The following is a 26,575-nucleotide window of genomic DNA, read 5'->3' as shown; positions in this document are numbered from 1 at the left end:
ACCCGGCGCGAGAAATCCGCCGGGTTTTTTATTTGGTCATCATTTTGCGTTACTCTTTCGCCACTATCGAAAACAGGGAACGCATTGTGAAAAAAATACTATTACTGATTCTGGTTGTCATCATTCTTGCCGCGGGTGGCTGGTACTGGATGAAAGCGGGTAATCCGAATGCGTTGCGTCATATCGTTCTCGACCAGTGTCTGCCGAATCAACTCCAGCACCGTAACCCGGCCCCGTGCGCGCAGGTAAAGCCTGATGCGGGTTATGTGGTGTTTAAAGACCGCAACGGGCCGCTGCAGTATCTCCTGATGCCGACTTACCGTATCAAAGGAACCGAAAGCCCGCTGTTGACCGAGCCGAATACGCCCAACTTCTTCTGGCTGGCCTGGCAGTCACGCAACTTTATGAGCATGAAGCGCGGGGCCGAGGTGCCGGACAGCGCAATTTCGCTCACCATTAACTCCCCGACAGGCCGTACGCAGAACCATTTTCATATCCATATCTCCTGCCTGCGCCCGGACGTGCGCGAGAAGCTTAATGCTGCGCAGGGGCAAATCAGTACCCAGTGGTTACCGTTCCCGGGCGGGCTGGAAGGGCATGAGTACCTCGCCCGTCGCGTGACGGAAAATGAGCTGGTACAGCGCAGTCCGTTTATGATGCTGGCTGAAGAGCTGCCGGAAGCGCGTGACCATATGGGGCGCTTCGCGCTGGCCATGGCGCAGCAGTCGGATGGATCGTTTGTCTTACTGGCGACCGAACGTAACTTGCTGACCCTGAATCGCGCGTCGGCTGAGGAATTGCAGGATCATCAATGCGATATCCTGAAGTGACCTCACCATAAATAGCGTTTACTCGTCCTGCCTGTCGCCGTAGACTTGCTGAAAAAAACGACAGGAGACAGGAATGTCGCTCTGGTTAACGCATCCTCTGTTTGTGCCCTCATTGATAGTCGGCGTCACCATCGTGCTGTGGGCGACGTCGCTATTGCCGGAATTTATCACCGCGCTGCTGTTTTTCACGGCGGCGATGGCCGCCAGAATCGCCCCGGCGGAGGTGATTTTTGGTGGTTTTGCCTCGTCTGCATTCTGGTTAGTGTTTAGCGGCTTCGTGCTGGGTGTGGCAATCCGTAAAACCGGTCTGGCGGACAGGGCCGCACGGGCGCTGTCGGCAAAACTCACGGATTCGTGGGTATTGATGGTGGCAAGCGTAGTGGGACTGAGCTACGCGCTGGCGTTTGTGATGCCGTCGAATATGGGCCGTATCGCGCTGCTGATGCCGATTGTCGCCGCCATGGCCAAAAGGGCCGCCATCCCCGACGGTTCCCGCGCGTGGTATGGCCTGGCGCTGGCCGTCGGGTTCGGAACCTTCCAGCTCTCGGCGACCATCCTGCCTGCCAACGTGCCGAATCTGGTGATGAGTGGCGCCGCGGAGGGCTCGTACGGGATCCATCTGAACTATGTCCCATATCTGCTGCTGCATACACCCGTCCTCGGGATCCTGAAAGGGGGCATTCTGATCGGCCTGATCTGCTGGTTGTTCCCCGGCAGCCCGAAACCGGCCACCGATCTTACGCCGTCTGAACCGATGGGCCGGGATGAAAAGCGTCTCGCCTGGCTGCTGGCGGTGGTGCTGGGGATGTGGGTGACAGAGAGCTGGCACGGCGTTGGACCGGCGTGGACGGGTCTTGCGGCGTCGGTCATCGTCATGCTGCCACGCGTCGGGTTTATCACCGGTGAAGAGTTTTCTGCGGGAGTGAACATGCGCACCTGCATTTACGTGGCGGGGATTCTCGGGCTGGCGATTGTAGTGACCCAAACGGGTATCGGTTCCGCGGTGGGGGAGGCGTTATTGCGGATTATGCCGCTTGATGCCAACAGACCGTTCACCAGCTTCCTGGCGCTTACCGGTATTACCACGGCGCTCAACTTCATTATGACCGCGAACGGTGTACCGGCGTTGTACACCACGCTGGCACAGAGTTTTTCGGACGCCACCGGTTTCCCGCTGTTGTCGGTGATCATGATTCAGGTACTGGGGTATTCCACGCCGCTGCTGCCGTATCAGGCGTCGCCGATTGTGGTGGCAATGGGTTTAGGGAAGGTGCCTGCAAAGGCGGGGATGTTGCTCTGTCTGGCGCTGGCGATTGCAACGTATCTGGTGCTGCTGCCGCTGGATTATCTGTGGTTTAGCGTGCTGGGGAAAGTGTAATTTCCCTCCCCGGTGGGGGGAGGGAAGTCGGTTTTTACGCCTGTTTAGCCGCTTCTGCTGCTTTAACGATCACCGCGAAAGCGTCAGCTTTCAGGGATGCACCGCCAACCAGCGCGCCATCGATGTCTGGCTGGGTGAACAGCTCAGCAGCGTTGGATGCGTTAACGGAACCGCCGTACTGAATAATTACCTGCTCAGCCACTTTCGCGTCCGCTTTAGCAATGTGGTCACGGATAAATTTGTGAACCGCCTGTGCCTGCGCAGGGGTCGCTGATTTGCCGGTACCGATCGCCCAGACTGGTTCGTACGCGATAACCGCGCCTTCGAATGCTGCAGCACCCTGCGTTTTCAGCACGGCGTCGATCTGACGAGCACACACTTCTTCCGTTTTGCCTGCTTCGTTTTCGGCTTCGGTTTCACCGATGCACAGAACCGGGATCAGACCCTGCTCTTTCAGCACCGCGAATTTCTTCGCGATAAATTCGTCGGATTCTTTGTGGTAAGTGCGACGCTCAGAGTGGCCGATGATGATGTATTTCGCGCCGATATCTTTCAGCATTTCAGCAGAGGTTTCACCGGTGAATGCGCCTGACAGGTTAACGTCAACGTTCTGTGCGCCCAGAATGATGTGGCTGCCGTCAGCGGCATGTTTAGCCAGATCCAGGTACATATCCGGCGGAGCGATAGCAACCGCGCAGCCCGTCACGCCCGCCAGCTCTTTACGCAGGTTCGCAACCAGTTCGTTTACCATGTGGCGGCTGCCGTTCAGTTTCCAGTTACCCATCACTAAAGGATGTCGCATTTCAATTCTCCACGCTAAATTAGCGAATTAAGGAATATGGCCGCCCTGTCGGGCAGCATGGTCTGTGAATCAGTATAGAGATTTTCCCTCGAAAGGCTTTGCTTTTTGTCATTAATTCGCCCCGCCGAGTGTGTCTGATAGTGCCAGCTTAATCGGTTCAACAGCGAAGGTCAGTCCTTTTTCGCCGTTATCTGCCACCACATAGCGTATGGCCCCTTCGGTATCGGCGTAGTAACGCTTATTTTTACCGGCGGTGAGAAGTTTTTGCAGCTTTTGCTGGCTTTGCTTTTTGGTCAGCGCGGGCGAAAAAGCCTGCAGTATCGCGCTCATGTACTCGAGCGCTTTTGCCTTAGCGGCTTTCTGCTCTGGCCCCTGAATCGGCAGCCAGGTTATTTGCATGCTTTTGATTTTTAGCGTGCCGCGCTCCAGCGCAGTGGAGGCATATAAATTCTCGTTAATCTTGCTCGCAGCCCGGGTCAGGGTTGGCGTATCCCGGGAGCTGTCAATGGCGCGGAATTCATCCAGCGGTAGCGTGGGGTTGGTTTTATTGAAGGTTTCACGAAACTGGCTGATTGACTGATCGAACGAGGGCGCACCTGCCAGCAGATAGGGGGCTGTCGTCGGGGCAGTGGTTTCGGCGGCGTGCAGGGGAACACCCGCGATGAGCATCGCTAAACACAGGAAAAGAGAACGTGCCGAACTTTTCATCAACATTGCCCCTGGCCGAAAGTGTTCATGATTAAATCGATATCTGGTCGGCTTGTCAAAAGGTCACAACTCCAGGGTAAAATGCGCGCTATATGATAATAAGGAACCTTACATGACCATACAGCAGTGGTTGTTTTCATTCAAAGGGCGTATTGGACGCCGTGACTTCTGGATCTGGATGGCGACGTGGATCGTTGCCATGCTGCTTCTGTTTTTCGTGGCCTTCAACGCATGGCTCAGCACACAAACGGCGGCGTTTGCGCTGGTCTGTTTGCTGTGGCCAACCGCGGCCGTGGTGGTGAAACGTCTGCACGATCGCGGCCGTTCCGGCGCGTGGGCTTTTCTGATTATTCTGGCGTGGATGCTGGTGGCCGGGAACTGGTCGATACTTCCGTCCATCCTTCCCTGGGTGGTGGGCAGACTGCTACCAACCATTATTTTTGTCATGATGGTGGTCGATCTGGGCGCGTTTATCGGCACCCAGAGCGAAAACAAATACGGCAAAGACACCCTTGAGGTGAAATACCGCTGATCACCAGTAGTGTTCGGCAGTCATATGGCCCGGCCGGCGGCGAAGATGTTTCGTCATCTGCCGGGTATCCTTCAGAAGCTGCTGCGTGTCGCGAACCATCTGCGGGTTGCCACACAGCATGACGTGGCTGGTTTCAGCGCTCATCGGTAAGCCAATTGCGTCTTCCAGTGCACCACTCTCGATCAATGCCGGTACGCGGCCCGTCAGTGAACCTGCTGCGGTTTCGCGGCTGACCACGGTCTGAATTTTCAGTTTCCCGCCGTACTGCTTTTCCAGCGCCTGCATCTGCGGAAGATAGCTCAAGTCTGCGGCATAGCGCGCGGCGTGAACCAGCACGATGTTTTTAAAGCGCTCAAGGTCTTTGCCGTACTGCAAAATAGAGAGATAGGGGCCAATGGCCGTGCCGGTTGCCAGCATCCAGAGGGTGTCGCAGTCCGGGATTTCGTCCAGTACGAAGAAACCGGCCGCTTCACTCACAATTTGCACATCGTCACCGGGCTTAAGCGCGGCAAGGCGTGGGCTGAGTTTGCCGTCCGGGACGGTGACCAGATAGAACTCGAGATCCGGGTTATCGGGGGCATTAACGTAGGAATAGGCCCGCTGCACGCGCTCGCCGTCAACATCCAGCCCCAGCTTCGCAAATTGCCCGGCCGTAAACGGGTGGACGGGAGCATGCAGGGTGAGACTAAATAGCGCATCGGTCCAGAACTGTATTTTTGTGACTTTACCTGTTACCCAGTCCGCCATGATCTTCTCCTGTGCTTTTTCTCTGTTCTATCTTCCGGACTTGTGGCGAAGATTTCCAGCCCATTTGGGCCGGAAAGCTCTATCGATCAAACGGTTTTACAGAATGTGCGCCTGCACGTCAGGGTCTTTACGATCCAGATAGTGAACAGACTGAATGCGGCGAATGGTGCGCGATTTACCGCGGATCAGCAGGGTTTCGGTGGTGGCCATATTGCCCTTACGGGTGATGCCATCCAGCAGGTCACCTTTGGTGATGCCGGTTGCGGAGAAGACAACGTTGTCGCTGCGCGCCATGTCATCCAGCGCAAGCACCTTGTTGGCTTCAATACCCATCGCTTCGCAGCGTGCCAGCTCTTCTTCCCCAATACGGCGATTCTCTTCGCTGTCGCCTTTGACTTCGTGACGGGGCAACAGACGGGCCTGCATGTCGCCATCCAGAGCGCGGATCACCGCGGCGGAGACCACACCTTCCGGCGCGCCGCCGATGCCGTAAAGCACATCCACTTCGCTGTCTGGCATGCAGGTCAGGATAGATGCTGCCACGTCGCCATCCGGGATGGCAAAGACGCGCACGCCGAGCTGTTGCAACTGGGCAATGGTGGCATCGTGGCGCGGTTTCGCCAGAATGGTCACGGTGAGCGCGCTAAGCGGTTTTTCCAGCGCCCTGGCAACGTTACGCAGATTCTCTTCCAGCGGCAGGCTCAGGTCGATAGCTCCTTTGGCTCCGGGGCCGACAATCAGCTTTTCCATGTACATATCCGGTGCGTTGAGGAAACAGCCTTTGTCCCCTACCGCCAGCACGGCCAGCGCGTTAGCCTGGCCCATTGCCGTCATGCGGGTACCCTCAATCGGGTCAACCGCGATATCCACGGCATCACCTTTGCCGGTGCCCACTTTCTCACCGATATAGAGCATTGGCGCTTCGTCGATCTCGCCTTCGCCAATGACGATGGTGCCATCGATATTGACCTGGTTAAGCACAATGCGCATGGCATGGACAGCCGCACCGTCTGCGGTGTTTTTGTCGCCACGGCCAAGCCATTTATAGCCCGCCAGTGCGGCAGCTTCGGTGACGCGGGAAAACTCGATAGCCAGTTCACGTTTCATGAGGTACTCGTGCAATCAAAAGGAATTGCACGAAGTTTATCACAGAGTGGGAGCGGGTGCGGTCGGTCCCCTCTCCCCGGCGGGGAGAGGGGACGGGTGAGGGGAGAAATTACTGCTCGTGCTCTTCCCACGCCAGGGCGCGTTTCACCGCTTTCTTCCAGCCGCTGTAGCGATAGTTACGCTCAGTGGTTTCGATGCCAGGGCGGAATTCGCGTTCGATAACCGCTTTTTCCTGCAGTTCATCCAGATTCTGCCAGAAGCCGACAGCCAGACCTGCGAGGTACGCCGCACCCAGCGCGGTGACTTCACGTACTTCCGGGCGCTCTACGCGGGTGCCCAGAATGTCGGACTGGAACTGCATCAGGAAGTTGTTGGCAACGGCGCCGCCGTCCACGCGCAGGGCGTGCAGACGAATGCCGGAGTCAGCCTGCATCGCTTCCAGTACGTCGCGCGTCTGATAAGCAATGGATTCCAGCGTCGCGCGGATAATGTGGTTCGAGTTTACCCCACGGGTCAGGCCGAAAATCGCGCCGCGTGCATACGGGTCCCAGTAGGGGGCGCCCAGACCGGTAAAGGCCGGAACCACATACACGCCGTTGGTGTCCTTCACTTTGGTTGCGAAATACTCGGAGTCAAACGCATCGCTGATGAGTTTCATCTCGTCACGCAGCCACTGAATAGACGCACCTGCCATGAACACCGCACCTTCCAGCGCATAGTTCACTTCACCGCGTGGGCCGCAGGCGATGGTGGTCAGCAAGCCGTTTTCTGATTTCACCGCTTTCTCACCGGTGTTCATCAGCATAAAGCAGCCGGTACCGTAGGTGTTTTTCGCCATCCCTTCCTTAACGCACAGCTGGCCAAACAGCGCCGCCTGCTGGTCACCGGCAATACCGGCAATTGGAATACGCGTGCCGCCTTTGCCGCCGATATTGGTCTGACCGTAAACTTCAGAAGATTTACGGACTTCTGGCAACATCGCGCGCGGGATATCCAGCGCGTCCAGCATCTTGTCATCCCACTCCAGGGTATTGATGTTGAACAGCATGGTGCGCGAGGCGTTGGTGTAATCAGTGACGTGGACACGCCCCTGGGTCATCTTCCAGATAAGCCAGGTGTCGACGGTACCGAACAGCAGCTCACCGCGTTTTGCACGTTCACGTGAACCCTCAACGTGGTCGAGGATCCATTTCACTTTGGTACCGGAGAAATACGGGTCAACGACCAGACCGGTTGCGCTACGCACATAGTCTTCCATACCGTCGCGCTTCAGCTGTTCGCAGATTTCTGACGTACGGCGGCACTGCCAGACGATGGCATTGTAAATAGGCTTACCGGTTTCGCGCTCCCAGACGATAGTGGTTTCACGCTGGTTGGTAATACCGATAGCGGCAATCTCGTCGGAACTGATATCGGCTTTCGCCAGCACTTCTACCAAAGTGGAGCTTTGTGAAGCCCAGATCTCCATAGGATCGTGTTCGACCCAGCCTGGGCGAGGATAGATTTGCTCAAATTCGCGCTGTGACACGCTGACGATATTCGCGTCATGATCCATTACGACAGCGCGGGAGCTGGTAGTGCCCTGGTCGAGCGCAACGATATATTTTTTTTCGGTCATGGTATGTGTCCCGTAGTCAGATTACAGCGAAGCTTTTTGTTGTGCGGTAGAAGTCGTTTCCTTCTCCTCTTCCACACAGGTGTCGCACGGTAAATGGCGACCAATTAATTTGCGGTAGCTAAATGCACCCAGCGCAGCCCCGACAACCGGTGCAAACAGCGGTACCAGGAAGTAAGGGATATCTTTACCGCCGGTGAAGGCCACGTCGCCCCATCCTGCGATAAAGGCAAAAGCTTTAGGTCCGATATCACGCGCCGGGTTCATCGCAAACCCGGTCAGCGGGCCCATGGATGCACCGATCACCGCAATCAGCAGGCCAATTAGCAGCGGTGCCAGCGGGCCGCGCGGAATGCCGTTTCCGTCGTCGGTCAGCGCCAGGATAACGCCCATCAGAATAGCTGTAATCACCATTTCAACTGCGAACGCCTGCACAAAATTGATATGCGGGTTGGGATAGGTTGAGAAAATGCCTGCCAGATCCAGACTTTCGACACTGCCACGCACCATATGATGTGTCTGTTCGAAGTCGATGAAAAGATTGTAATAAAGCCCGTAAACTAACGCCGCTGCGCAAAACGCGCCGGCAAACTGAGAAAGGATGAAGGGAACAACTTTGCGTCCGTCGAAGCACGCGAACAGCCACAGCGCGATGGTCACCGCCGGGTTAAGATGTGCGCCGGAAACCCCTGCGGTCAGGTAGATGGCCATCGCCACGCCCAGACCCCAGATAATACTGATTTCCCACTGACCGAAACTGGCACCCGCCACTTTCAGTGCAGCAACACAGCCCACTCCGAAGAATATCAACAACCCGGTACCAAGGAACTCGGCAATGCACTGGCCTTTTAAGGTTGATGTCTGACTCATAATCGGAATCCTGAAGAAATTGATGTTTATTGTTAGCATGACCGCCCGTGACAGCCACGATGCCCTGTAGACATAGTGTTAATTTATCGTTAACGAGCAAAAACGAGAAATATCGAAATCAAAATGTGTGGTCTGCGTCAATAAAATGAGCGTTTTCGCGCCATAAAGCGCATTTTTACACCAATAGCAAAATGTGAGCTGAATCATTTCATTAACGAATGAGTTAACAATTTAGGGGTATATGCCGCGAACGCACCAGGACGAGGCCGAAAAGTGTTGCAAACCACGATCTGCGCGGTCTGCCGCTGGACAGGGGCGACGGGGCTTCATACAATCGGCATATCTGTTGTGCGCGTTTACGTTAAAGCGTCGCCTTGCAATTCAGGAGAGGTAGGATCATGTCTTTAGAAGTGTTTGAGAAACTGGAATCGAAAGTACAGCAGGCGATTGACACCATCACGCTGCTGCAGATGGAAATTGAAGAGCTGAAAGAGAAGAACAACAGCCTGGCGCAGGAAGTTCAGAACGCCCAGCACAGCCGTGAAGAACTGGAGCGCGAAAACAACCAGCTGCGTGAACAGCAGAATGGCTGGCAGGATCGTCTGCAGGCGCTGCTGGGGCGTATGGAAGAAGTGTAATTTCTTTCGGGAAATGCAGAACAGGCCGGGTAAGGCGTCGCCGCCACCCGGCTTTTTTATTACTCGATATCCAGCGGATCTTCGGAAAGGATAATCCCGGTGTTATCGGCATAGAGATGGTCACCGGAGAAGAAGGTCACGCCGCCGAAATTGACGCGCACGTCGCTTTCGCCGATACCTTCACCTGCAGCACCCACCGGAATGGCCGCGATAGCCTGAATGCCAATGTCCAGGTCTTCGAGATCGTCCACCTGGCGCACTGAGCCATACACCACAATGCCTTCCCACTCGTTCTGTACGGCAAGACGGGCGAGTTCAGCATCAATGAGGGCACGACGTACGGAGCCCCCGCCATCAACCAGCAAAACGCGGCCACGGCCGTTCTGTTCGAGCAGATCATAGAGCAACCCGTTATCCTCGAAACATTTCACCGTGACGATTTGTCCGCCAAACGACGACCGCCCACCAAAGTTGGAGAACAGCGGTTCAACGACGTTGACATCTTCCTGGTAGATGTCACAAAGCTCGGAGGTATCGTATTTCATAGGTTTAACGCTCAGTTGCTGCGAATGTGTTCAGTATATCGTGCTAAATGCGTTGTTGGCAAAATCATCAATTGTTAATTGATATTTGTCAGTTAACCCAGCGTCTGACTTAAGACAATCCCGATGACGAACAACAGGTTAGTCAGCAGTGCCCCTTTTACCGTACGCTCCAGCATTGGCGGCATGGCCGCAGGACTGAGTTCACGCATGACGAATCGCGCCTGCTTAATCAGCAGCGGTGCGGCGAGTACAAACAGCCAGCCCCATATGCTGTGCAGCGAGATAACGTTAAACAGCGCCAGGCACAGCAGAGCGCCCAGCAGCAGACACGCATGATAACGGCGTGCATTAACAGGCCCCAGACGCACGGCCAGCGTGTTTTTGCCGTTCTCACGGTCGCTGTCGATATCGCGCAGGTTGTTGATGTTAAGCACCGCCGTCGCCAGCATGCCGCAGGCGGTTGCCGGCAGGAACAGGGCCGGGATCAGGGTATGTGCCTGTAAGTACCCGCTCCCCATCACGCTCAGCCAGCCGAAGAACACCAGCACGGAGATGTCACCCAGCCCAATATACCCGTAAGGGCGGGTACCGACGGTATAGGTAATGGCGGCAATAATGGCGAGCAGACCCAGTACCAGGAAACCAATGAAATCGCTGGGGGTTTTAGACGCCACCGTTACCAGCGCCAGGCCGGAAAGACAAATCAGCGCCACGGTGATGATCAGCGCGCGCTTCATCTGCGCCTGGGTAATGACCCCTTTCTGCATACCGCGCAGTGGCCCGATACGGTCGGGTTTGTCGCTGCCTTTAACCGCATCGCCATAGTCGTTGGCGAGATTGGAGAGAATTTGCAGCAGACCGGCGGTAATCAGTGCCAGCCCGGCAACCAGCGGATCGAAATAGCCTTGCCACCAGGCAAGCGCCGTACCGACGATAATGGCGGCAAAGGCCAGAGGAAGAGTTTTAGGGCGCAGACTTTCGAGCCACGCCTGAGTACGGCTGATGTCAGTCATAGTAATTTAGCCAATAAAAATGGGGGCTTTAGCCCCCATTAAACGTGATGAGAATGCAGTAACCGCGATTATAGGATAAAACGGCTCAGATCTTCATCTGCCACTAACGCATCCAGGTGTTTACCCACATATTCTGCGTCAATGGTAATGCTTTGACCGTTCAGGTCGCTCGCATCATAAGAGATATCTTCCATCAGGCGCTCCAGCACGGTGTGCAGACGACGGGCACCGATGTTCTCGGTGGTTTCGTTGACCTGCCAGGCGGCCTGGGCGATGCGTTTGATACCGTCTTCAGTGAACTCGATGTTCACACCTTCGGTTGCCATCAGCGCTTTGTACTGTACGGTCACAGAGGCATTTGGCTCGGTCAGGATGCGTTCGAAATCTTCAGTGGTCAGCGCCTGCAGCTCCACGCGAATCGGCAGACGACCCTGCAGCTCCGGGATCAGGTCAGACGGTTTCGCCACCTGGAATGCGCCAGAGGCGATAAACAGGATGTGGTCCGTTTTGACCATACCGTGTTTAGTGGAGACGGTGCAGCCTTCAACCAGCGGCAACAGGTCGCGCTGAACGCCTTCACGGGAGACATCCGGGCCTGAGGATTCGCCACGCTTACAGATTTTGTCGATTTCGTCGATAAACACGATACCGTGCTGCTCAACCGCGTCGATAGCATCCTGCTTCAGCTCTTCCGGATTCACCAGTTTCGCCGCTTCTTCTTCGATCAGCAGCTTCATGGCGTCTTTGATTTTCAGCTTACGCGCTTTCTGCTTCTGGCCGCCCAGGTTCTGGAACATGGACTGCAGCTGGCTGGTCATCTCTTCCATGCCAGGCGGTGCCATGATTTCCACACCCATAGGGGCAGCAGCAAGATCGATCTCAATCTCTTTGTCGTCCAGCTCGCCTTCACGCAGTTTTTTGCGGAACGCCTGACGCGCCGCTGACGGCTCAGCCTGCTGTTCAGCCTGGCCCCAGTTGTTCTTCGCCGGTGGGATCAGGACGTCAAGAATGCGCTCTTCTGCCATCTCTTCGGCACGGTAGCGGTTTTTCTCAATCGCCTGGACGCGCACCATTTTGATCGCCGAGTCGGTCAGATCGCGAATGATAGAGTCCACTTCTTTACCCACATAGCCCACTTCGGTGAACTTGGTGGCTTCGACTTTGATGAACGGGGCGTTAGCCAGTTTCGCCAGACGACGGGCGATTTCGGTTTTACCGACACCGGTCGGGCCGATCATCAGAATGTTTTTTGGCGTCACTTCATGGCGCAACTCTTCTTCGAGCTGCATGCGGCGCCAGCGGTTACGCAGGGCAATAGCCACGGAACGCTTGGCGTTGTCCTGGCCGATAATATGTTTGTCCAGTTCGCTGACAATTTCGCGTGGGGTCATTTCAGACATGGGAGATCCTTACGCTTTAGACGGTAATTCTTCGATGGTGTGGTTGTGGTTGGTATAGATGCAGATATCACCTGCAATATCCAACGCCTTCACCGCGATATCGCGCGCGTTCATGTCGGTATTTTCCAACAGCGCACGGGCTGCAGCCTGGGCGTACGGGCCACCAGAGCCAATAGCAATCAGGTCGTTTTCAGGCTGAATGACGTCACCGTTACCGGTGATGATAAGCGAAGCGGTTTCATCGGCCACCGCCAGCAGCGCCTCAAGTTTGCGCAGCATGCGATCGGTACGCCAGTCTTTCGCCAGCTCAACGGCGGCTTTCACCAGGTGACCCTGGTGCATTTCCAGTTTGCGTTCAAACAGTTCGAACAGCGTGAAGGCGTCAGCCGTGCCGCCTGCAAAACCGGCGATCACTTTGTCGTTGTATAAACGACGAACTTTCTTCACGTTGCCTTTCATTACGGTATTACCCAGCGTGGCCTGGCCATCACCGGCGATTACCACGTGGCCGTTACGGCGTACACTTACGATTGTTGTCACGAGCAGACCCCCTGGTTACAGAATCGGGAAACAGAAGCCCTGAGCCTGTGCTCAGGGCTGAATAGAATGATAGATGGGGGGGAATTTGGGGGTTTCAACCCCCGGTAGCGAGTCGAATGCAGTTTGTGTGTCCCGCCACTTTCAAACGGGAAATGGTTCCGTCGGCATTTTCTTTGCCTTTGACCGGGCCAATCACCACGCGATTCCAGCCGTTATTGGTGGTAATGCGTGAATCAAACCCTTCGAAAGCCAGCTGTGCGCGCACCGTTTCCGCCTGCTCAGCACCTTTGAATGAACCACATTGGACCATCCAGCGGCGTTCGTCTTTTTTCTCAGCAGTCTGCTTCGGCGCATCGGTCTCTTTAGTTACCGGTGCGGCCTGCTGCGTTTTCGGCTGCTGCGCAGTGGTATGCGCCGGCGTCTGCAGCAGATCCTGGTACGGCTGAGCCGCCTGTTTCTGCGGCTGGGCCTTCGGCGGTTGCTGCACTGGCTGGGACTGCGCCGTTCGCGTTTGCTGCTGATACGGCTGTTCCGTCACCCGCGGCTGCGTTTTAGGCTGCTGCACTGGCTGGGTTTGCGCCCACTGCTGTTGTTGCTGCTGTTGCTGCTGGAGCTGCTGCTGCGCCTGACGACGCTGCAGCGTTTGCTGACGCTGTTCCGGCGTCTGCTCGTTCCACGGCACTTCGTTCAGCTGCGTAGGCTGCTGGCGCATATCGGCCTGCATTTGTGCCAGCAACTGACGCTGTTCATCCGTCAACTGGCTGGCATTTTGCACTTCGCCACCCGCTGAAGGTTCGGTCGGCGCACGTACGCCAGGCTGACGGCTTTCCAGCTCTTTGATATAGCGCCAGCGCTCTTCAGGCTTCGGCGGAAGGCCGTTTCCGGCAACCTTGCTGGCCTGAAGCGCCTCGGACTCTTCTTTTTTATGGTGCGTGATAAAGTACAGACCACCAATAAAGGCCACGACTACAGCCGCAGCAATAGCGACCATCGCTGGCGAGACAGCAGGCAGGTTACGTTGCTTTTTCCTTGAGCTACTCTTTTTGCGTCGCGAAGGTGCCGGCTGGCCGCGACGTACATAATCTCGTTGTGCCACTATCGTTTCGCTGTATTTATTCGTTCGTCAGCCCGCCATGTTACTTAAGCGGCGGGGCTTTGACCAGATAAGGGTGTCTGAAAGACATTTACTTTAAGTCAATGCCTGGGTAGAACCGCGCACAATCAATTCACAGTCCAGCAACCGCGAGCCGCTGTTAACTGTTTGACCATGCAGCTGATCCAGCAGAAGAAGCATCGCTTCACGACCAATATCATAGCGCGGCTGCGCCACGGTCGAGAGTGGAGGATCGCAAAATTCTGACAGCGAAATATTATCGAATCCGATGATCGACAAATCTTTCGGTATGCGCAGGCCGCGGCGCTTCGCATACGATAATGCCCCCAGTGCCATCACATCGCTGTGACAGAACACCGCGGTCGGCGGCTCGGGCAGATCCAGCAGCTGCTCCAGCGCCTGTCCACCGGCTTCAAAGGTGAAATCCCCGCGAGCAATGTAGTGCGGATCGACGGTGACGCCGGTACGGCGCAGCGCCTGAACGTAGCCCTGCAGGCGGTAGTGGCACAATGGCATCTCTTCCGGCCCGGCAATGCAGCCAATACGCTTGTGCCCCAGCTCCTGAAGATAGTTGACGGCGTTGAACGCGGCGGTCAGGTTATCAATATGTACCGTCGGCAGCTCCAGCTCGGGTGCAAACTCGTTGGCCATCACCATCGGCGGTAAATTGCGCTGCTCTTCAATGCTGGCATCAAACGGCAGGCGAGACCCAAGCAGCAACATGCCGTCGATCTGCTTGGTGATAATGAGGTCGATAAAGGTTTTTTCCTGCTGGTTCTGGTGAGCACAGTCGCCAATCAGCACCAGATAACCTTGCTCTGCCGCCGTCACTTCGATACCGCGAATAATCTCGCTGAAGAAGGGATCGCAGATGTCCGGCACAATCACCAGGATGGTGCGCGACTCATTGCGTTTAACGTTTCGTCCCATCGCCTGCGGGAAATAGCCCACTTCCAGCGCAGCCTGCTCTACCCGGTTACGGGTCGCCTGGGAGACTTTATCCGGGTTCATTAATGCGCGGGACACGGTTGCCGTAGAGACTTGTGCTTTCTGGGCAACGTCTTTCATGGTCGCCGTGGCAACCTCTTTCCTGGACTTCAACGTCTTCTCCTCGCCTGAACACCGAACTTCTGACGCCACCATTTTTACAGATAGTTAATGGAATCGGTTACAGAATTTTCATAAAAAGTGTGAGGAGCGTTAAATTTTTCGATCCGTCTTCAGCCTTCGATAGGATCAACGTCCAGCACCCACTTCACTTTGCGCGCTTCCGGTAGGGTATTGATCAGCACCAGCGCGCCGCTGACGATATGTTGCAGGCGGATGCGCGAAGGGTGCTGGAGCAAAATCTGCCAGCGGAAACGTCCACCACGCTTTGGTGCCAGCGCCGGCACCGGCCCCAGTATCCACAGCGGGTTATCCACCAGCGGACTGGCCTGCAGGAGGTTTCTCAGCTGCTGCAGGAAAAGCGGTGCCTGCTGGTTGTTGTGATCTTCTGCGCGAATGATGACGTGGCTGGTCCACGGCGGAAGCTGCATCGTCTGGCGTTCTGCCAGTGCCTGCTCCGCAAACGCGTCATAGCCTTTATGCAGCAGGGTTTGCAGTAACGGATGTTCAGGATGGTGGGTCTGTAAAACCACCTCACCCTGTTTGCCTGCGCGACCGGCACGTCCGGCAACCTGGGTATAAAGCTGGGCAAAACGTTCTGCTGAGCGGAAATCGGCCGAAAACAGCGCGCCGTCTACGTCCAGCAGGGCGACCAGCGTTACGTCCGGGAAGTGGTGCCCTTTGGCCAGCATCTGCGTGCCAATCAGAATGCGTGCGCCACCGCGATGCACTTCCGCCAGCTGCTGTTCCAGCGCCCCTTTGCGGCTGGTGGTGTCACGGTCGATGCGGGAAAGAGGAACGTCAGGGAAGAAAGGCTTAAGGGCCTCTTCCAGTTGCTCCGTCCCCAGACCGACCGGCACGATATGCGTTGAGCCACATGACGGACACTGGCGTGGTACCGGCCGCTGGCTGTCGCAGTGGTGGCAGCGCAAATGGCGCTGGGCCTGATGGAACGTGTAGTAGTGGTCGCAGCGTGGGCATTCGGCAATCCAGCCGCAGTCGTGACACAGCAGCGCCGGGGCAAACCCGCGGCGGTTAAGGAACAAAATGACCTGATTACCGGCCTGCAAATGCTGGCGCATCCGGGTGATAAGCGCAGGCGCTAACCCCGCCTGCACCTGCTGGCCTTTTAGATCCAGCACATGCTGAATAGCAGGGCGCGCGTTCCCTGCGCGCCGCGTCAGGCGCAGCATGTGGTATTTACGCTGGCGAACGTTATGCAGCGTTTCGAGGGCGGGCGTCGCGGAGCCAAGAATAATCGGGATTTGCTCGCTGTGGGCGCGATAAACGGCCAGATCGCGGGCGTGATAGCGCCAGCCTTCCTGTTGCTTATAGGAGCTGTCATGCTCTTCATCGATGACGATAACGCCGAGGTTTTTAAACGGCGTAAATAGCGAGGAACGGGTGCCAATCACAATCGCCGCTTCGCCGTTTTTGGCTTTCAGCCAGGCGCTGAGGCGCTCGCTGTCGTTCAGGCCCGAATGTAACACTTCAACCGGCGCATTAAACCGCTCGCGAAAACGGGCGATGGTTTGTGGCGTGAGGCCGATTTCCGGAACCATCACCAGCGCCTGTTTACCCTGCGCAAGCACGTTTTCCAGTACGCTGAGATACACTTCTGTTTTGCCGGAGCCGGTGACCCCTGCCAGTAGCCAGGCGGAGAAATGATCGGAGGCGCTGTGAATGGCTCCTACGGCGGTGGCCTGCTCGGTGTTGAGTCGCAGACGATCCCCTGAAACGGAGAAACTGTCCCGCCAGTCATAAAGGGCAGGCGCCTCGCTTGCCAGTTCGCTCAGCCCTTTTTTGCGCAGGGCCTGCAGCGCCGTTTCGCTCACCTCAAGCTCGTCAACCTGATGCCGCCAGATTTTCCCCTGACGCAGGGCCGCCAGCGCCTGCTGCTGTTTCTGCGAGCGTTTCAGGCTATTGATATCGACCGCCTGACCCTCTTCAGTGGCAAACCAGTACCACAGGGGAGCGTGGCTGGCACTTTTACCCTGACGAAGCATAATAGGCAGGGCGTGGAACAGGACATCGCCGATAGGGTGATGGTAGTAATCTGCCGCCCACAGCAGGAGCCGCCAGGTGCTGGTGGAGAAAACGGGCTCGCTGTCCAGTACCTCCGCGACGGCTTTCAGCTCATTGAGTGGCAATTCGCTCTTATCGCTCACCGACACCACAATCCCAATACGCTGCTGTTTGCCAAATGGCACGGTCACGCGACAGCCCGCTTTGGCGCTCATGCTGTCAGGCAGCAGATAGTCAAAGGTGCGGGGAAGCGGAACGGGCAGGGCAACGTGAGCGACGGGCATCGAATCTTCCTGACTTGAAAAGTGGCGCGTTAGTATACACATTAGTGAAAGCGGCGTGCGGATCAGTTTGCATACGTTGGTCAAATTCTGTATGATTCGCCGCCTTTGGTGTACTTTACGCCAAAGAACTTACATTCAACATCGCGTGGTGTCTGGCGTTAGGGCTGGAAGAGCGACGCGGCCTTAACTGAGGTTCTCCCATGAAAAAAGATATTCACCCGAAATACGAAATGATTACTGCAAACTGTTCTTGCGGTAACTCTATCCAGATCCGCTCTACCGTGGGTCACGATCTGAACCTGGACGTGTGCGGCAAATGCCACCCGTTCTACACTGGTAAGCAGCGTGATGTTGCAACCGGTGGCCGTGTTGACCGCTTCAACAAGCGTTTCAGCATCCCGGGCGCTAAGTAAGTTTCCCGAAAAAAAGGCACCGCAAGGTGCCTTTTTTGTATCCGCTTCTCAGTATTCCCACGTATCCGGGTCGATACCCAGTTCACGCATGATCACCTTCGCCTCTTCCGGAATTTCATCACTACGCTCTTTGCGCAGATCTTCATCGTTTGGCAACGGTTGACCGGTAAACGCATGCAGAAACGCTTCGCACAGCAGTTCGCTGTTGGTCGCGTGGCGCAGGTTGTTCACCTGACGACGCGTACGTTCATCGGTGAGGATCTTCAACACCTTCAGAGGAATGGAAACCGTAATTTTCTTTACTTGCTCACTCTTCTTACCGTGCTCAGCGTATGGGCTGATATATTCGCCGCTCCATTCAGCCATGAGATACCTTTAATCCTCTCAGTCATTAATCTAAAGGTGCAAAACCCGTCATCGCCAGTTTTGACCGTAATCCAGCGTAGTTTACCGTAGAGACGATACCGTGGCACGGATATTGCCGCTGCAGCGTGCACTAAAGCATATAATTTTAACGGCTATTTGCGCATTGCTCAATCTATACGCAAAGAAGTTTAGATGTCCAGATGTATTGACGTCCATACTTTCAGTGTTTACTCTGGTGCCTGACTTTTCACCTCTTTTAGCCAGGAAGCCTTCACCATGACGCGTAAACAGGCCACCATCGCAGTGCGTAGCGGATTAAATGATGACGAGCAGTACGGCTGTGTTGTCCCGCCAATTCATCTTTCCAGTACTTACAATTTTACCGGTTTTAATGAACCCCGTGCGCATGACTACTCCCGTCGCGGCAACCCGACGCGTGACGTAACCCAGCGCACGCTGGCGGAGCTGGAAGGCGGTGCAGGCGCCGTGTTAACCAACACCGGGATGTCTGCGATTCACCTGGTGACGACGGTATTTCTGAAGCCGGGCGACCTGCTGGTGGCACCGCACGACTGTTACGGTGGTAGCTATCGTCTGTTTGACAGCCTCGCAAAACGCGGGTGCTACCGCGTGCTGTTTGTCGATCAAAACGACGAACAGGCGCTGAAACAGGCGCTGGCAGAGAAACCGAAGCTGGTGCTGGTGGAAAGTCCAAGCAATCCATTGTTGCGCGTCGTCGATATTGCGAAAATTTGTCAGCGCGCAAGGGATGCGGGAGCGATAAGTGTAGTGGATAATACCTTCCTCAGTCCGGCCCTTCAGAACCCGCTTGCGCTGGGTGCCGATCTGGTATTGCATTCATGCACAAAATATCTGAACGGTCATTCTGATGTGGTAGCGGGCGTGGTGATTGCAAAAGATCCCGACGTTGTCACCGAACTGGCATGGTGGGCCAATAACATTGGCGTCACTGCGAGCGCTTTCGACAGCTACCTGTTGTTGCGCGGTATCCGCACGCTGTCGCCGCGCATGGAAGTGGCGCAGCGTAATGCTCAGGCGATTGTCGATTTCCTGAAGACCCAGCCGCTGGTGAAAAAGCTCTATCACCCGTCGCTGCCGGAAAACCAGGGGCACGAGATTGCCGCGCGTCAACAAAAGGGATTTGGCGCGATGTTAAGTTTTGAACTGGACGGTGACGAGCAAACGCTGCGTCGCTTCCTGAGCGGGCTGTCATTGTTTACGCTGGCGGAATCATTAGGTGGGGTTGAAAGCTTGATCTCCCACGCCGCGACCATGACGCACGCAGGTATGGCACCAGAAGCACGTGCCGCCGCCGGTATTTCTGAGACGCTGCTGCGTATCTCGACCGGTATTGAAGATTCTGAAGATTTAATTGCCGATCTGGAAAATGGCTTCCGGGTCGCAGCCAAGGGGTAATCATGAGTGTGATAGCGCAGGCAGGGGCGAAGGGTCGTCAACTGCACAAGTTTGGTGGTAGTAGTCTTGCTGATGTGAAGTGTTACCTGCGTGTCGCAGGGATCATGACAGAGTATTCGCAGCCGGGGGACATGATGGTTGTCTCCGCGGCTGGCAGCACCACCAACCAGTTGATTAGCTGGCTCAAACTGAGTCAGACCGATCGCCTCTCTGCGCATCAGGTGCAACAGTCCTTACGTCGTTACCAGAGTGAGCTGATTGCCGGCTTACTGCCAGCGGACGTCGCGGACGGATTGATTAACGCCTTTACGCATGACCTTGAGCGTCTGGCTGCCCTGCTGGACAGCGGTATTACCGACGCGGTGTATGCCGAGGTGGTCGGCCACGGTGAAGTGTGGTCTGCGCGCCTGATGGCGGCCGTGCTGCAACACCTGGGCGTGGATGCGGCCTGGCTTGACGCGCGCGACTTCCTGCGTGCCGAACGCGCCGCTCAGCCACAGGTGGATGAAGGCTTGTCATATCCGCTGCTGCAACAGCTACTGGTTCAGCATCCGGGCAAACGTATTGTGGTGACCGGCTTTATCAGCCGCAGCAGTGCCGGTGAAACCGTGCTGCTGGGACGTAACGGCTCTGACTACTCAGCGACGCAAATTGGTGCGCTGGCAGGCGTTTCCCGCGTCACCATCTGGAGCGACGTGGCCGGTGTCTACAGTGCTGACCCGCGTAAAGTGAAAGATGCCTGCCTGCTGCCGCTGCTGCGTCTGGACGAGGCCAGCGAGCTGGCACGCCTGGCGGCACCGGTTCTGCATGCGCGTACGCTACAGCCGGTTTCCGGGAGCGACATCGACCTGCAGCTGCGCTGTAGTTACACCCCGGATCAAGGCTCTACCCGCATCGAACGCGTCCTGGCGTCCGGTACGGGGGCGCGAATTGTGACCAGCCATGACGACATCTGTCTGATTGAGTTCCAGGTCCCGGCGGGCCAGGATTTCAAACTGGCACACAAAGACATCGACCTGATCCTCAAACGCGCCCAGGTGCGTCCGCTCGCCGTTGGCGTGCATAACGACCGCCAGCTGCTGCAGTTCTGCTACACCGCTGAAGTGGCGGACAGCGCCCTGAAAATTCTTGATGAAGCGGGCCTGCCGGGCGAGCTTCGCCTGCGTCAGGGTCTGGCGCTGGTGGCGATGGTGGGGGCGGGCGTTACCCGCAACCCGCTGCACTGCCACCGTTTCTGGCAGCAGCTGAAAGGCCAGCCGGTTGAATTCACCTGGCAGTCGGAAGAGGGCATCAGCCTGGTGGCCGTACTGCGTAAAGGACCCACCGAGAGTCTGATTCAGGGGCTGCATACCTCTCTGTTCCGTGCGGAGAAACGCATCGGGCTGGTGCTGTTTGGTAAAGGAAATATCGGCTCACGCTGGCTGGAGCTGTTCGCTCGCGAGCAGGTGACCCTCTCAGCGCGTACCGGGTTTGAATTCATTCTCGCGGGCGTGGTGGACAGCCGCCGCAGCCTGCTGAACTACGAAGGGCTGGATGCCAGCCGGGCGCTGGCCTTCTTTAACGATGAAGCGGTTGAACAGGACGAAGAGTCGCTGTTCCTCTGGATGCGCGCGCACCCGTATGACGATCTGGTGGTGCTGGACGTGACCGCCAGTGAACAGCTTGCCGATCAGTATCTTGATTTCGCCAGCCACGGTTTCCATGTTATTAGCGCCAATAAGCTGGCGGGGGCGAGCAGCACGGACAAGTACCGTCAAATCCACGACGCGTTTGAAAAGACAGGCCGTCACTGGCTGTATAACGCCACGGTGGGCGCTGGCTTGCCGGTTAACCATACCGTGCGTGATTTGATTGAAAGCGGCGACAGCATTCTGGCGCTGAGTGGCATCTTCTCCGGCACGCTCTCCTGGCTGTTCCTGCAGTTTGATGGCACCGTGCCGTTCACTGACCTGGTGGATCAGGCATGGCAACAGGGCTTAACGGAACCTGACCCACGCGTTGACCTCTCCGGTAAAGACGTTATGCGTAAGCTGGTGATCCTGGCGCGCGAAGCCGGTTATGACATCGAACCTGATGCCGTCCGCGTTGAGTCGCTGGTGCCTGCTGGCTGTGAGGACGACTCTGTCGACCATTTCTTCGAGAACGGCGAAGAGCTGAACGAGCAGATGGTGCAACGTCTGGAAGCGGCAAACGAGATGGGGCTGGTGCTGCGCTACGTGGCGCGTTTCGAAGCGAACGGAAAAGCACGTGTGGGTGTCGAGGCGGTTCGTCCTGAACATCCGCTGGCGGCACTGCTGCCGTGCGATAATGTTTTCGCCATTGAAAGCCGCTGGTACCGCGATAACCCACTGGTGATCCGTGGCCCGGGTGCGGGGCGCGATGTGACCGCCGGGGCCATCCAGTCTGACATCAACCGTCTGGCTAAACTGCTGTAATCCTTCTTGTTCCCTCTCCCTGTGGGAGAGGGACAGGGTGAGGGCATCAGACCGCACTCACCCGCCATCATGAACTCCCTTCATCTTCCCTGAGCATTCCTCACCATTCCTGGCGATTATTTCTGTTGACGTCCCTCCGCTTTTCCGTCATTTTTACATCTGGACGTCTAAACGTATAGAAGTTCGAAACACAACACACAATGACACGCGATTGATGAGGTAAGGTATGAGCTTTTTTCACGCCAACCAGCGGGAAGCCCTGAATCAGAGCCTGGCCGAAGTAAATGGTCAGATTAACGTCTCTTTTGAATTTTTCCCGCCGCGCACCAGTGAAATGGAGCAAACCCTCTGGAGCTCTATCGATCGCCTGAGCAGCCTGAAACCGAAGTTTGTCTCCGTCACCTACGGTGCCAACTCCGGTGAGCGTGACCGTACGCACAGCATCATTAAAGGCATTAAGGACCGTACGGGTCTGGAAGCGGCTCCGCACCTGACCTGTATCGACGCGACGCGCGATGAGCTGCGTGCCATTGCCCAGGACTACTGGAACAACGGTATTCGCCATATCGTCGCCCTGCGCGGTGACCTGCCGCCGGGGAGCGGTAAACCGGACATGTACGCCACCGATCTGGTCGCGCTGCTGAAAGAGGTCGCAGACTTCGACATTTCCGTTGCCGCTTACCCTGAAGTTCACCCGGAAGCGAAAAGCGCCCAGGCGGATCTGCTTAACCTGAAGCGTAAAGTGGACGCCGGTGCGAACCGCGCCATTACCCAATTCTTCTTTGATGTGGAAAGCTACCTGCGCTTTCGTGACCGCTGTGTGTCCGCGGGCATCGACGTCGAAATTATCCCGGGAATTTTGCCGGTCTCTAACTTCAAACAGGCGAAGAAATTTGCCGATATGACCAATGTGCGCATTCCGCACTGGATGTCTAAAATGTACGAAGGGCTGGACGATGACCCGGAAACACGCAAGCTGGTGGGCGCAAACATCGCGATGGACATGGTGAAGATCTTGAGTCGTGAAGGGGTGAAGGATTTCCACTTCTATACGCTTAACCGCGCGGAAATGAGTTACGCCATTTGCCATACGCTGGGTGTACGGCCTGGCGCATAACAAATAGAAGCCCTCTTCGGAGGGTTTTTTGATTTATAAGGGTTTTATTTCCCCGCCATATCAGCAATGCTGCCTTTGACGTACAGAACGCACATACTTTCAATGGGAAATTAAACGGAATTAACTATCGAATCTGTGGGTTATCTCAACTATACCTTATCAACAAGGGCGTATATCGTAACGGTAACACTGTAAAAGGGAGCATAGCGATGAGCACGTCAGACGACAGCAATAATGCGGCATCAATCGACAAGTGCCCGTTCCATCAGGGCAGCGTCGATCACAGCGCGGGGGCAGGCACAGGCAGCCGCGACTGGTGGCCAAAACAACTCCGCGTCGATCTTCTTAATCAACATTCCAACCGTTCTAACCCTCTGGGTGAAGACTTTGACTACCGCAAAGAATTCAGCAAACTTGATTACTCAGCGCTCAAGGGCGATCTCAAAGCACTTCTGACCGACTCTCAGCCGTGGTGGCCAGCCGACTGGGGCAGCTATGCGGGCCTGTTTATCCGTATGGCCTGGCACGGCGCAGGTACCTATCGCTCCGTTGACGGTCGCGGTGGCGCAGGGCGCGGTCAACAGCGCTTTGCCCCCCTGAACTCCTGGCCAGATAACGTAAGTCTGGATAAAGCGCGCCGTCTCCTGTGGCCTATCAAGCAAAAATACGGTCAAAAAATTTCCTGGGCTGACCTCTTCATCCTTGCCGGTAACGTGGCGCTGGAGAACTCTGGTTTCCGTACCTTTGGTTTTGGGGCCGGGCGTGAAGATGTCTGGGAACCGGATATGGACGTGAACTGGGGTGATGAAAAAGCCTGGCTCACCCACCGTGACCCGGAAGCACTGGCGAAGCGCCCACTGGCAGCCACCGAAATGGGGCTGATTTACGTTAACCCGGAAGGGCCAAACGCCAGCGGTGAACCATTGTCAGCGGCCGCGGCGATCCGTGCCACCTTTGGCAACATGGGGATGAACGACGAAGAGACCGTTGCGTTGATTGCAGGCGGTCATACCCTCGGTAAAACCCACGGTGCAGGTGAGGCAACCCATGTCGGTGCCGACCCGGAAGCCGCGCCAATTGAAGCGCAGGGTCTGGGCTGGACCAGTACGCACGGTACCGGTGTTGGCGCAGATGCGATCACCTCCGGGCTGGAAGTCATCTGGTCACAAACGCCGACCCAGTGGAGTAACTACTTCTTCGAGAACCTGTTCAAATACGAGTGGGTGCAGACCCGCAGCCCGGCGGGTGCGATTCAGTTCGAAGCGGTGGATGCACCAGACATTATGCCTGATCCGTTCGACCCGTCGAAAAAGCGCAAACCGACGATGCTGGTCACCGATCTGACGCTGCGTTTTGACCCCGAGTTCGAGAAAATCTCCCGCCGCTTCCTGAACGATCCGCAGGCCTTTAACGAAGCCTTTGCGCGCGCGTGGTTCAAGCTGACCCACCGTGATATGGGGCCAAAAGCGCGTTACATTGGTCCGGAAGTACCGAAAGAAGATCTCATCTGGCAGGATCCACTGCCGCAGGCGGTGTTCAATCCGACCAAAGAGGACATTGAGAGTCTGAAAGCGGAAATCATTGCCTCGGGTCTGTCCGTGAGCGACCTGGTTTCCGTTGCCTGGGCGTCTGCATCGACCTTCCGCGGTGGCGATAAGCGTGGCGGCGCCAACGGTGCGCGTCTGGCACTGGCACCCCAGCGCAACTGGGAAGTTAACGCCGCAGCGGTTCGCGCGTTACCCGCCCTGGAAGCTATTCAGCGTACCACCAACAAAGCGTCACTGGCCGATATCATCGTGCTGGCAGGTGTGGTGGGTGTTGAACAGGCGGCGAAAGAGGCCGGCGTTTACGTCAATGTACCGTTCACGCCGGGCCGCGTTGATGCGCGCCAGGATCAGACGGATATCGAGATGTTTAACCTGCTCGAACCGATTGCCGATGGCTTCCGTAACTACCGTGCACAGGTTGATGCCTCCACTACCGAGTCTCTGTTGATTGATAAGGCCCAGCAGCTGACGCTCACTGCACCAGAACTGACGGTGCTGATTGGCGGTCTGCGCGTACTGGGGGCGAACTTCGATGGCAGTCAGAACGGCGTGTTCACCCATCGTGAAGGCGTGCTGAGTAACGATTTCTTCGTGAACCTGCTGGACATGAATACCCAGTGGAAAGCGACCGATGAATCAAACGAGCTGTTTGCCGGCAGCGATCGCGCCAGCGGTGAAGTGAAATACACCGCCACGCGTGCCGATCTGGTATTCGGTTCGAACGCCGTGCTGCGCGCGCTGGCCGAGGTTTACGCCAGCAGCGACGCCCATGAGAAATTCGTCCGCGACTTTGTTGCCGCTTGGGCGAAGGTGATGGATTTGGATCGGTTTGATCTGCAGTAAATACAATCCCCGCTTCGGCGGGGATTTTTTTATTATCCGGCCATACCGGTTACGCCCACTCCCGCAGGAACCGTTGCCCGTACTGATCGGCCACCAGCAGCGCCGCGTAAACCTGATCAGGTGACACCCCGCCTGGCATGTTGTGAATGGTTTCACCCTCTGCGCAGGCAGCCTCGGCAATCAGCCGCATTTTAACCGGAATATCCTCTTTAATGTTCAGTTGTGCCAGCGTGATGGGCAAACCTACGCTGTGACACAGCGCTGCGACGGTTTCAATTTCCTCTACCGGGGCATTTTCCAGCACCAGTTGCGTCAGCGTCCCGAACGCCACTTTTTCACCGTGATAGAACGAATGTGCCTCCGGCACGGCGGTCATTCCGTTGTGAATGGCGTGTGCGGCCGCCAGTCCACCGCTTTCAAATCCAACGCCGCTCAGATAGGTATTGGCTTCAATGATGCGCTCCAGCGCCGGTGTGACCACGTGCTGCCCGGCCGCGAGCATCGCTTTCTCACCCTCTTCAATTAACGTGTTGTAGCACAGCTCGGCGAGGGCTAGCGCAGCCTGGGTACATTTTCCGCCCGCCATAGTGATCGCGCCACTACGGGAACAGGCGCGCGCTTCAAACCAGGTGGCAAGGGCATCGCCTATCCCGGCGGCCAGCAGACGCGGCGGAGCGCCAGCCACCACCTGGGTGTCGACAATCACCATGTTTGGGTTATGCGGCAGCATCAGGTAGCGATCGAATTCACCGCTGTCGGTATAAATGACGGAAAGGGCGCTGCATGGGGCGTCGGTGGAGGCGATAGTCGGGGCGATGGCAACGGGCACGTCCATAAAATGCGCCAGCGCTTTGGCGGTATCCAGCGTTTTCCCGCCGCCGATACCGAGCACCGCCATACAGTCGGCGCCGTCGGCCCGTTTTTTCAGGCGATCGATTTCGTTTTGCGAACATTCGCCACCGAAGGGCGCGATTTCAGCATGAATTTCCGCTTTTTTGAAACTCTCAAGCAAGGTCTCTTGTGCAAAACCCAGCACAAACTTATCGCCCACAACCAGCCAGCGTGTTGCCAGTGGTTTCAGATAGTCGCCGAGACGGGTGAGAACATCAGCGCCCTGGATATATTTCCCCGGCGATTGAATTATACGGTCCATAACAGATCT

The 26,575-nt window shown here is 56.4% G+C and carries 24 protein-coding genes; 9 read left to right on the top strand and 15 right to left on the bottom strand.

From position 1 onward, the window contains the following. Nucleotides 1-86 precede the first annotated feature (86 nt). On the top strand, nt 87-830 hold the full coding sequence (locus tag HV242_RS23125; RefSeq protein WP_025202751.1) for a CDP-diacylglycerol diphosphatase: 744 nt from the start codon (nt 87-89) through the stop codon (nt 828-830). Nucleotides 831-903: 73 nt separating this feature from the next. Continuing rightward, a complete protein-coding gene (locus HV242_RS23120) occupies nt 904-2,208 on the top strand; it encodes an SLC13 family permease (protein ID WP_044866137.1) in 1,305 nt (434 codons plus the stop codon). 34 nt (nt 2,209-2,242) lie between these two features. Here the strand turns inward: HV242_RS23120 and tpiA are convergent, their stop codons facing one another. After that, nucleotides 2,243-3,010, bottom strand: a complete 768-nt coding sequence (gene tpiA / locus HV242_RS23115) for a triose-phosphate isomerase (RefSeq protein WP_014172206.1) — start codon at nt 3,008-3,010, stop codon at nt 2,243-2,245. Between the two features lie 111 nt (nt 3,011-3,121). Continuing rightward, on the bottom strand, nt 3,122-3,718 hold the full coding sequence (locus HV242_RS23110; RefSeq protein WP_044866136.1) for a DUF1454 family protein: 597 nt from the start codon (nt 3,716-3,718) through the stop codon (nt 3,122-3,124). 112 nt (nt 3,719-3,830) lie between these two features. Between HV242_RS23110 and HV242_RS23105 the strand changes: the two genes are divergently transcribed. Further along, nucleotides 3,831-4,250: a DUF805 domain-containing protein gene (locus HV242_RS23105; RefSeq protein WP_025202755.1), complete on the top strand. Its 420-nt coding sequence runs from the start codon at nt 3,831-3,833 to the stop codon at nt 4,248-4,250. Here HV242_RS23105 and fpr read toward each other — a convergent pair whose 3' ends face one another. The 4 genes from fpr to HV242_RS23085 form a co-directional block, all read right to left on the bottom strand. Continuing rightward, the gene (fpr, locus tag HV242_RS23100; protein WP_014172203.1) at nt 4,251-4,997 is read right to left on the bottom strand and encodes a ferredoxin--NADP(+) reductase; all 747 of its coding nucleotides are present in this window, start codon (nt 4,995-4,997) and stop codon (nt 4,251-4,253) included. 96 nt (nt 4,998-5,093) lie between these two features. Further along, nucleotides 5,094-6,104, bottom strand: coding sequence for a class II fructose-bisphosphatase (gene glpX / locus HV242_RS23095; RefSeq protein ID WP_044858132.1), 1,011 nt, complete (start codon nt 6,102-6,104; stop codon nt 5,094-5,096). Nucleotides 6,105-6,213: 109 nt separating this feature from the next. Continuing rightward, nucleotides 6,214-7,722 carry a glycerol kinase GlpK gene (glpK, locus tag HV242_RS23090; RefSeq protein ID WP_014172201.1) on the bottom strand — a complete coding sequence of 503 codons (1,509 nt, stop codon included), beginning with the start codon at nt 7,720-7,722 and terminating at the stop codon, nt 6,214-6,216. A gap of 21 nt (nt 7,723-7,743) precedes the next feature. Then, nucleotides 7,744-8,589, bottom strand: coding sequence for an MIP/aquaporin family protein (locus HV242_RS23085; RefSeq protein ID WP_014885705.1), 846 nt, complete (start codon nt 8,587-8,589; stop codon nt 7,744-7,746). A gap of 398 nt (nt 8,590-8,987) precedes the next feature. Here HV242_RS23085 and zapB point away from each other — a divergent pair, with 398 nt between their 5' ends. After that, the gene (gene zapB / locus HV242_RS23080; protein ID WP_008501806.1) at nt 8,988-9,227 is read left to right on the top strand and encodes a septal ring assembly protein ZapB; all 240 of its coding nucleotides are present in this window, start codon (nt 8,988-8,990) and stop codon (nt 9,225-9,227) included. A gap of 59 nt (nt 9,228-9,286) precedes the next feature. On the opposite strand, the gene rraA is transcribed toward zapB, so the two are convergent. The 7 genes from rraA to priA form a co-directional block, all read right to left on the bottom strand. Beyond that, complete coding sequence (gene rraA / locus HV242_RS23075) at nt 9,287-9,772, bottom strand: ribonuclease E activity regulator RraA (protein WP_014172197.1); 486 nt, start codon at nt 9,770-9,772, stop codon at nt 9,287-9,289. A 92-nt stretch (nt 9,773-9,864) separates the two neighbouring features. Then, on the bottom strand, nt 9,865-10,785 hold the full coding sequence (gene menA, locus HV242_RS23070) for a 1,4-dihydroxy-2-naphthoate polyprenyltransferase (protein WP_014172196.1): 921 nt from the start codon (nt 10,783-10,785) through the stop codon (nt 9,865-9,867). A 68-nt stretch (nt 10,786-10,853) separates the two neighbouring features. After that, nucleotides 10,854-12,185: an HslU--HslV peptidase ATPase subunit gene (gene hslU / locus HV242_RS23065; protein ID WP_014172195.1), complete on the bottom strand. Its 1,332-nt coding sequence runs from the start codon at nt 12,183-12,185 to the stop codon at nt 10,854-10,856. Nucleotides 12,186-12,194: 9 nt separating this feature from the next. Continuing rightward, entirely contained in the window at nt 12,195-12,725 is a 531-nt protein-coding gene (hslV, locus tag HV242_RS23060) for an ATP-dependent protease subunit HslV (protein ID WP_014172194.1), read from the bottom strand. Nucleotides 12,726-12,819: 94 nt separating this feature from the next. Then, nucleotides 12,820-13,821, bottom strand: a complete 1,002-nt coding sequence (gene ftsN / locus HV242_RS23055; RefSeq protein WP_014172193.1) for a cell division protein FtsN — start codon at nt 13,819-13,821, stop codon at nt 12,820-12,822. 93 nt (nt 13,822-13,914) lie between these two features. Beyond that, nucleotides 13,915-14,940: a DNA-binding transcriptional regulator CytR gene (gene cytR, locus HV242_RS23050; RefSeq protein WP_050737743.1), complete on the bottom strand. Its 1,026-nt coding sequence runs from the start codon at nt 14,938-14,940 to the stop codon at nt 13,915-13,917. 119 nt (nt 14,941-15,059) lie between these two features. Then, nucleotides 15,060-17,255 carry a primosomal protein N' gene (gene priA, locus HV242_RS23045; RefSeq protein ID WP_047742291.1) on the bottom strand — a complete coding sequence of 732 codons (2,196 nt, stop codon included), beginning with the start codon at nt 17,253-17,255 and terminating at the stop codon, nt 15,060-15,062. Between the two features lie 200 nt (nt 17,256-17,455). On the opposite strand from priA, the gene rpmE reads away from it, so the two are divergent. Then, on the top strand, nt 17,456-17,668 hold the full coding sequence (rpmE, locus tag HV242_RS23040) for a 50S ribosomal protein L31 (RefSeq protein ID WP_003862040.1): 213 nt from the start codon (nt 17,456-17,458) through the stop codon (nt 17,666-17,668). Between the two features lie 48 nt (nt 17,669-17,716). On the opposite strand, the gene metJ is transcribed toward rpmE, so the two are convergent. Beyond that, nucleotides 17,717-18,034 carry a met regulon transcriptional regulator MetJ gene (gene metJ / locus HV242_RS23035; protein WP_007369220.1) on the bottom strand — a complete coding sequence of 106 codons (318 nt, stop codon included), beginning with the start codon at nt 18,032-18,034 and terminating at the stop codon, nt 17,717-17,719. 276 nt (nt 18,035-18,310) lie between these two features. Between metJ and metB the strand changes: the two genes are divergently transcribed. The 4 genes from metB (at nt 18,311) to katG (ending at nt 25,413) form a co-directional block, all read left to right on the top strand. Next, complete coding sequence (gene metB, locus HV242_RS23030; RefSeq protein WP_014172189.1) at nt 18,311-19,471, top strand: cystathionine gamma-synthase; 1,161 nt, start codon at nt 18,311-18,313, stop codon at nt 19,469-19,471. 2 nt (nt 19,472-19,473) lie between these two features. Next, the gene (locus HV242_RS23025) at nt 19,474-21,906 is read left to right on the top strand and encodes a bifunctional aspartate kinase/homoserine dehydrogenase II (RefSeq protein WP_050737741.1); all 2,433 of its coding nucleotides are present in this window, start codon (nt 19,474-19,476) and stop codon (nt 21,904-21,906) included. A 226-nt stretch (nt 21,907-22,132) separates the two neighbouring features. After that, nucleotides 22,133-23,023 (top strand): methylenetetrahydrofolate reductase, encoded by an 891-nt coding sequence (gene metF, locus HV242_RS23020; RefSeq protein WP_014172187.1) that lies wholly within the window; start codon nt 22,133-22,135, stop codon nt 23,021-23,023. Nucleotides 23,024-23,232: 209 nt separating this feature from the next. Further along, a complete protein-coding gene (katG, locus tag HV242_RS23015; RefSeq protein WP_181616874.1) occupies nt 23,233-25,413 on the top strand; it encodes a catalase/peroxidase HPI in 2,181 nt (726 codons plus the stop codon). 49 nt (nt 25,414-25,462) lie between these two features. Here katG and gldA read toward each other — a convergent pair whose 3' ends face one another. Then, on the bottom strand, nt 25,463-26,566 hold the full coding sequence (gene gldA / locus HV242_RS23010; RefSeq protein ID WP_050737739.1) for a bifunctional L-1,2-propanediol dehydrogenase/glycerol dehydrogenase: 1,104 nt from the start codon (nt 26,564-26,566) through the stop codon (nt 25,463-25,465). Nucleotides 26,567-26,575: the final 9 nt, after the last annotated feature.

The organism is Enterobacter sp. RHBSTW-00593 (assembly GCF_013784105.1).
GTDB lineage: Bacteria > Pseudomonadota > Gammaproteobacteria > Enterobacterales > Enterobacteriaceae > Enterobacter > Enterobacter ludwigii.
This window is presented reverse-complemented; position numbering and strand designations above follow the sequence as displayed.

Bases quoted from the DNA above. Each gene is read 5' to 3' on its own strand.
- HV242_RS23120 (WP_044866137.1), top strand. From the start codon at position 904: ATGTCGCTCTGGTTAACGCATCCTCTGTTTGTGCCCTCATTGATAGTC.
- tpiA (WP_014172206.1), bottom strand. From the start codon at position 3,010: ATGCGACATCCTTTAGTGATGGGTAACTGGAAACTGAACGGCAGCCGC.
- HV242_RS23110 (WP_044866136.1), bottom strand. From the start codon at position 3,718: ATGAAAAGTTCGGCACGTTCTCTTTTCCTGTGTTTAGCGATGCTCATC.
- HV242_RS23105 (WP_025202755.1), top strand. From the start codon at position 3,831: ATGACCATACAGCAGTGGTTGTTTTCATTCAAAGGGCGTATTGGACGC.
- fpr (WP_014172203.1), bottom strand. From the start codon at position 4,997: ATGGCGGACTGGGTAACAGGTAAAGTCACAAAAATACAGTTCTGGACC.
- glpX (WP_044858132.1), bottom strand. From the start codon at position 6,104: ATGAAACGTGAACTGGCTATCGAGTTTTCCCGCGTCACCGAAGCTGCC.
- glpK (WP_014172201.1), bottom strand. From the start codon at position 7,722: ATGACCGAAAAAAAATATATCGTTGCGCTCGACCAGGGCACTACCAGC.
- HV242_RS23085 (WP_014885705.1), bottom strand. From the start codon at position 8,589: ATGAGTCAGACATCAACCTTAAAAGGCCAGTGCATTGCCGAGTTCCTT.
- zapB (WP_008501806.1), top strand. From the start codon at position 8,988: ATGTCTTTAGAAGTGTTTGAGAAACTGGAATCGAAAGTACAGCAGGCG.
- rraA (WP_014172197.1), bottom strand. From the start codon at position 9,772: ATGAAATACGATACCTCCGAGCTTTGTGACATCTACCAGGAAGATGTC.
- menA (WP_014172196.1), bottom strand. From the start codon at position 10,785: ATGACTGACATCAGCCGTACTCAGGCGTGGCTCGAAAGTCTGCGCCCT.
- hslU (WP_014172195.1), bottom strand. From the start codon at position 12,185: ATGTCTGAAATGACCCCACGCGAAATTGTCAGCGAACTGGACAAACAT.
- priA (WP_047742291.1), bottom strand. From the start codon at position 17,255: ATGCCCGTCGCTCACGTTGCCCTGCCCGTTCCGCTTCCCCGCACCTTT.
- rpmE (WP_003862040.1), top strand. From the start codon at position 17,456: ATGAAAAAAGATATTCACCCGAAATACGAAATGATTACTGCAAACTGT.
- metJ (WP_007369220.1), bottom strand. From the start codon at position 18,034: ATGGCTGAATGGAGCGGCGAATATATCAGCCCATACGCTGAGCACGGT.
- metB (WP_014172189.1), top strand. From the start codon at position 18,311: ATGACGCGTAAACAGGCCACCATCGCAGTGCGTAGCGGATTAAATGAT.
- HV242_RS23025 (WP_050737741.1), top strand. From the start codon at position 19,474: ATGAGTGTGATAGCGCAGGCAGGGGCGAAGGGTCGTCAACTGCACAAG.
- metF (WP_014172187.1), top strand. From the start codon at position 22,133: ATGAGCTTTTTTCACGCCAACCAGCGGGAAGCCCTGAATCAGAGCCTG.
- katG (WP_181616874.1), top strand. From the start codon at position 23,233: ATGAGCACGTCAGACGACAGCAATAATGCGGCATCAATCGACAAGTGC.
- gldA (WP_050737739.1), bottom strand. From the start codon at position 26,566: ATGGACCGTATAATTCAATCGCCGGGGAAATATATCCAGGGCGCTGAT.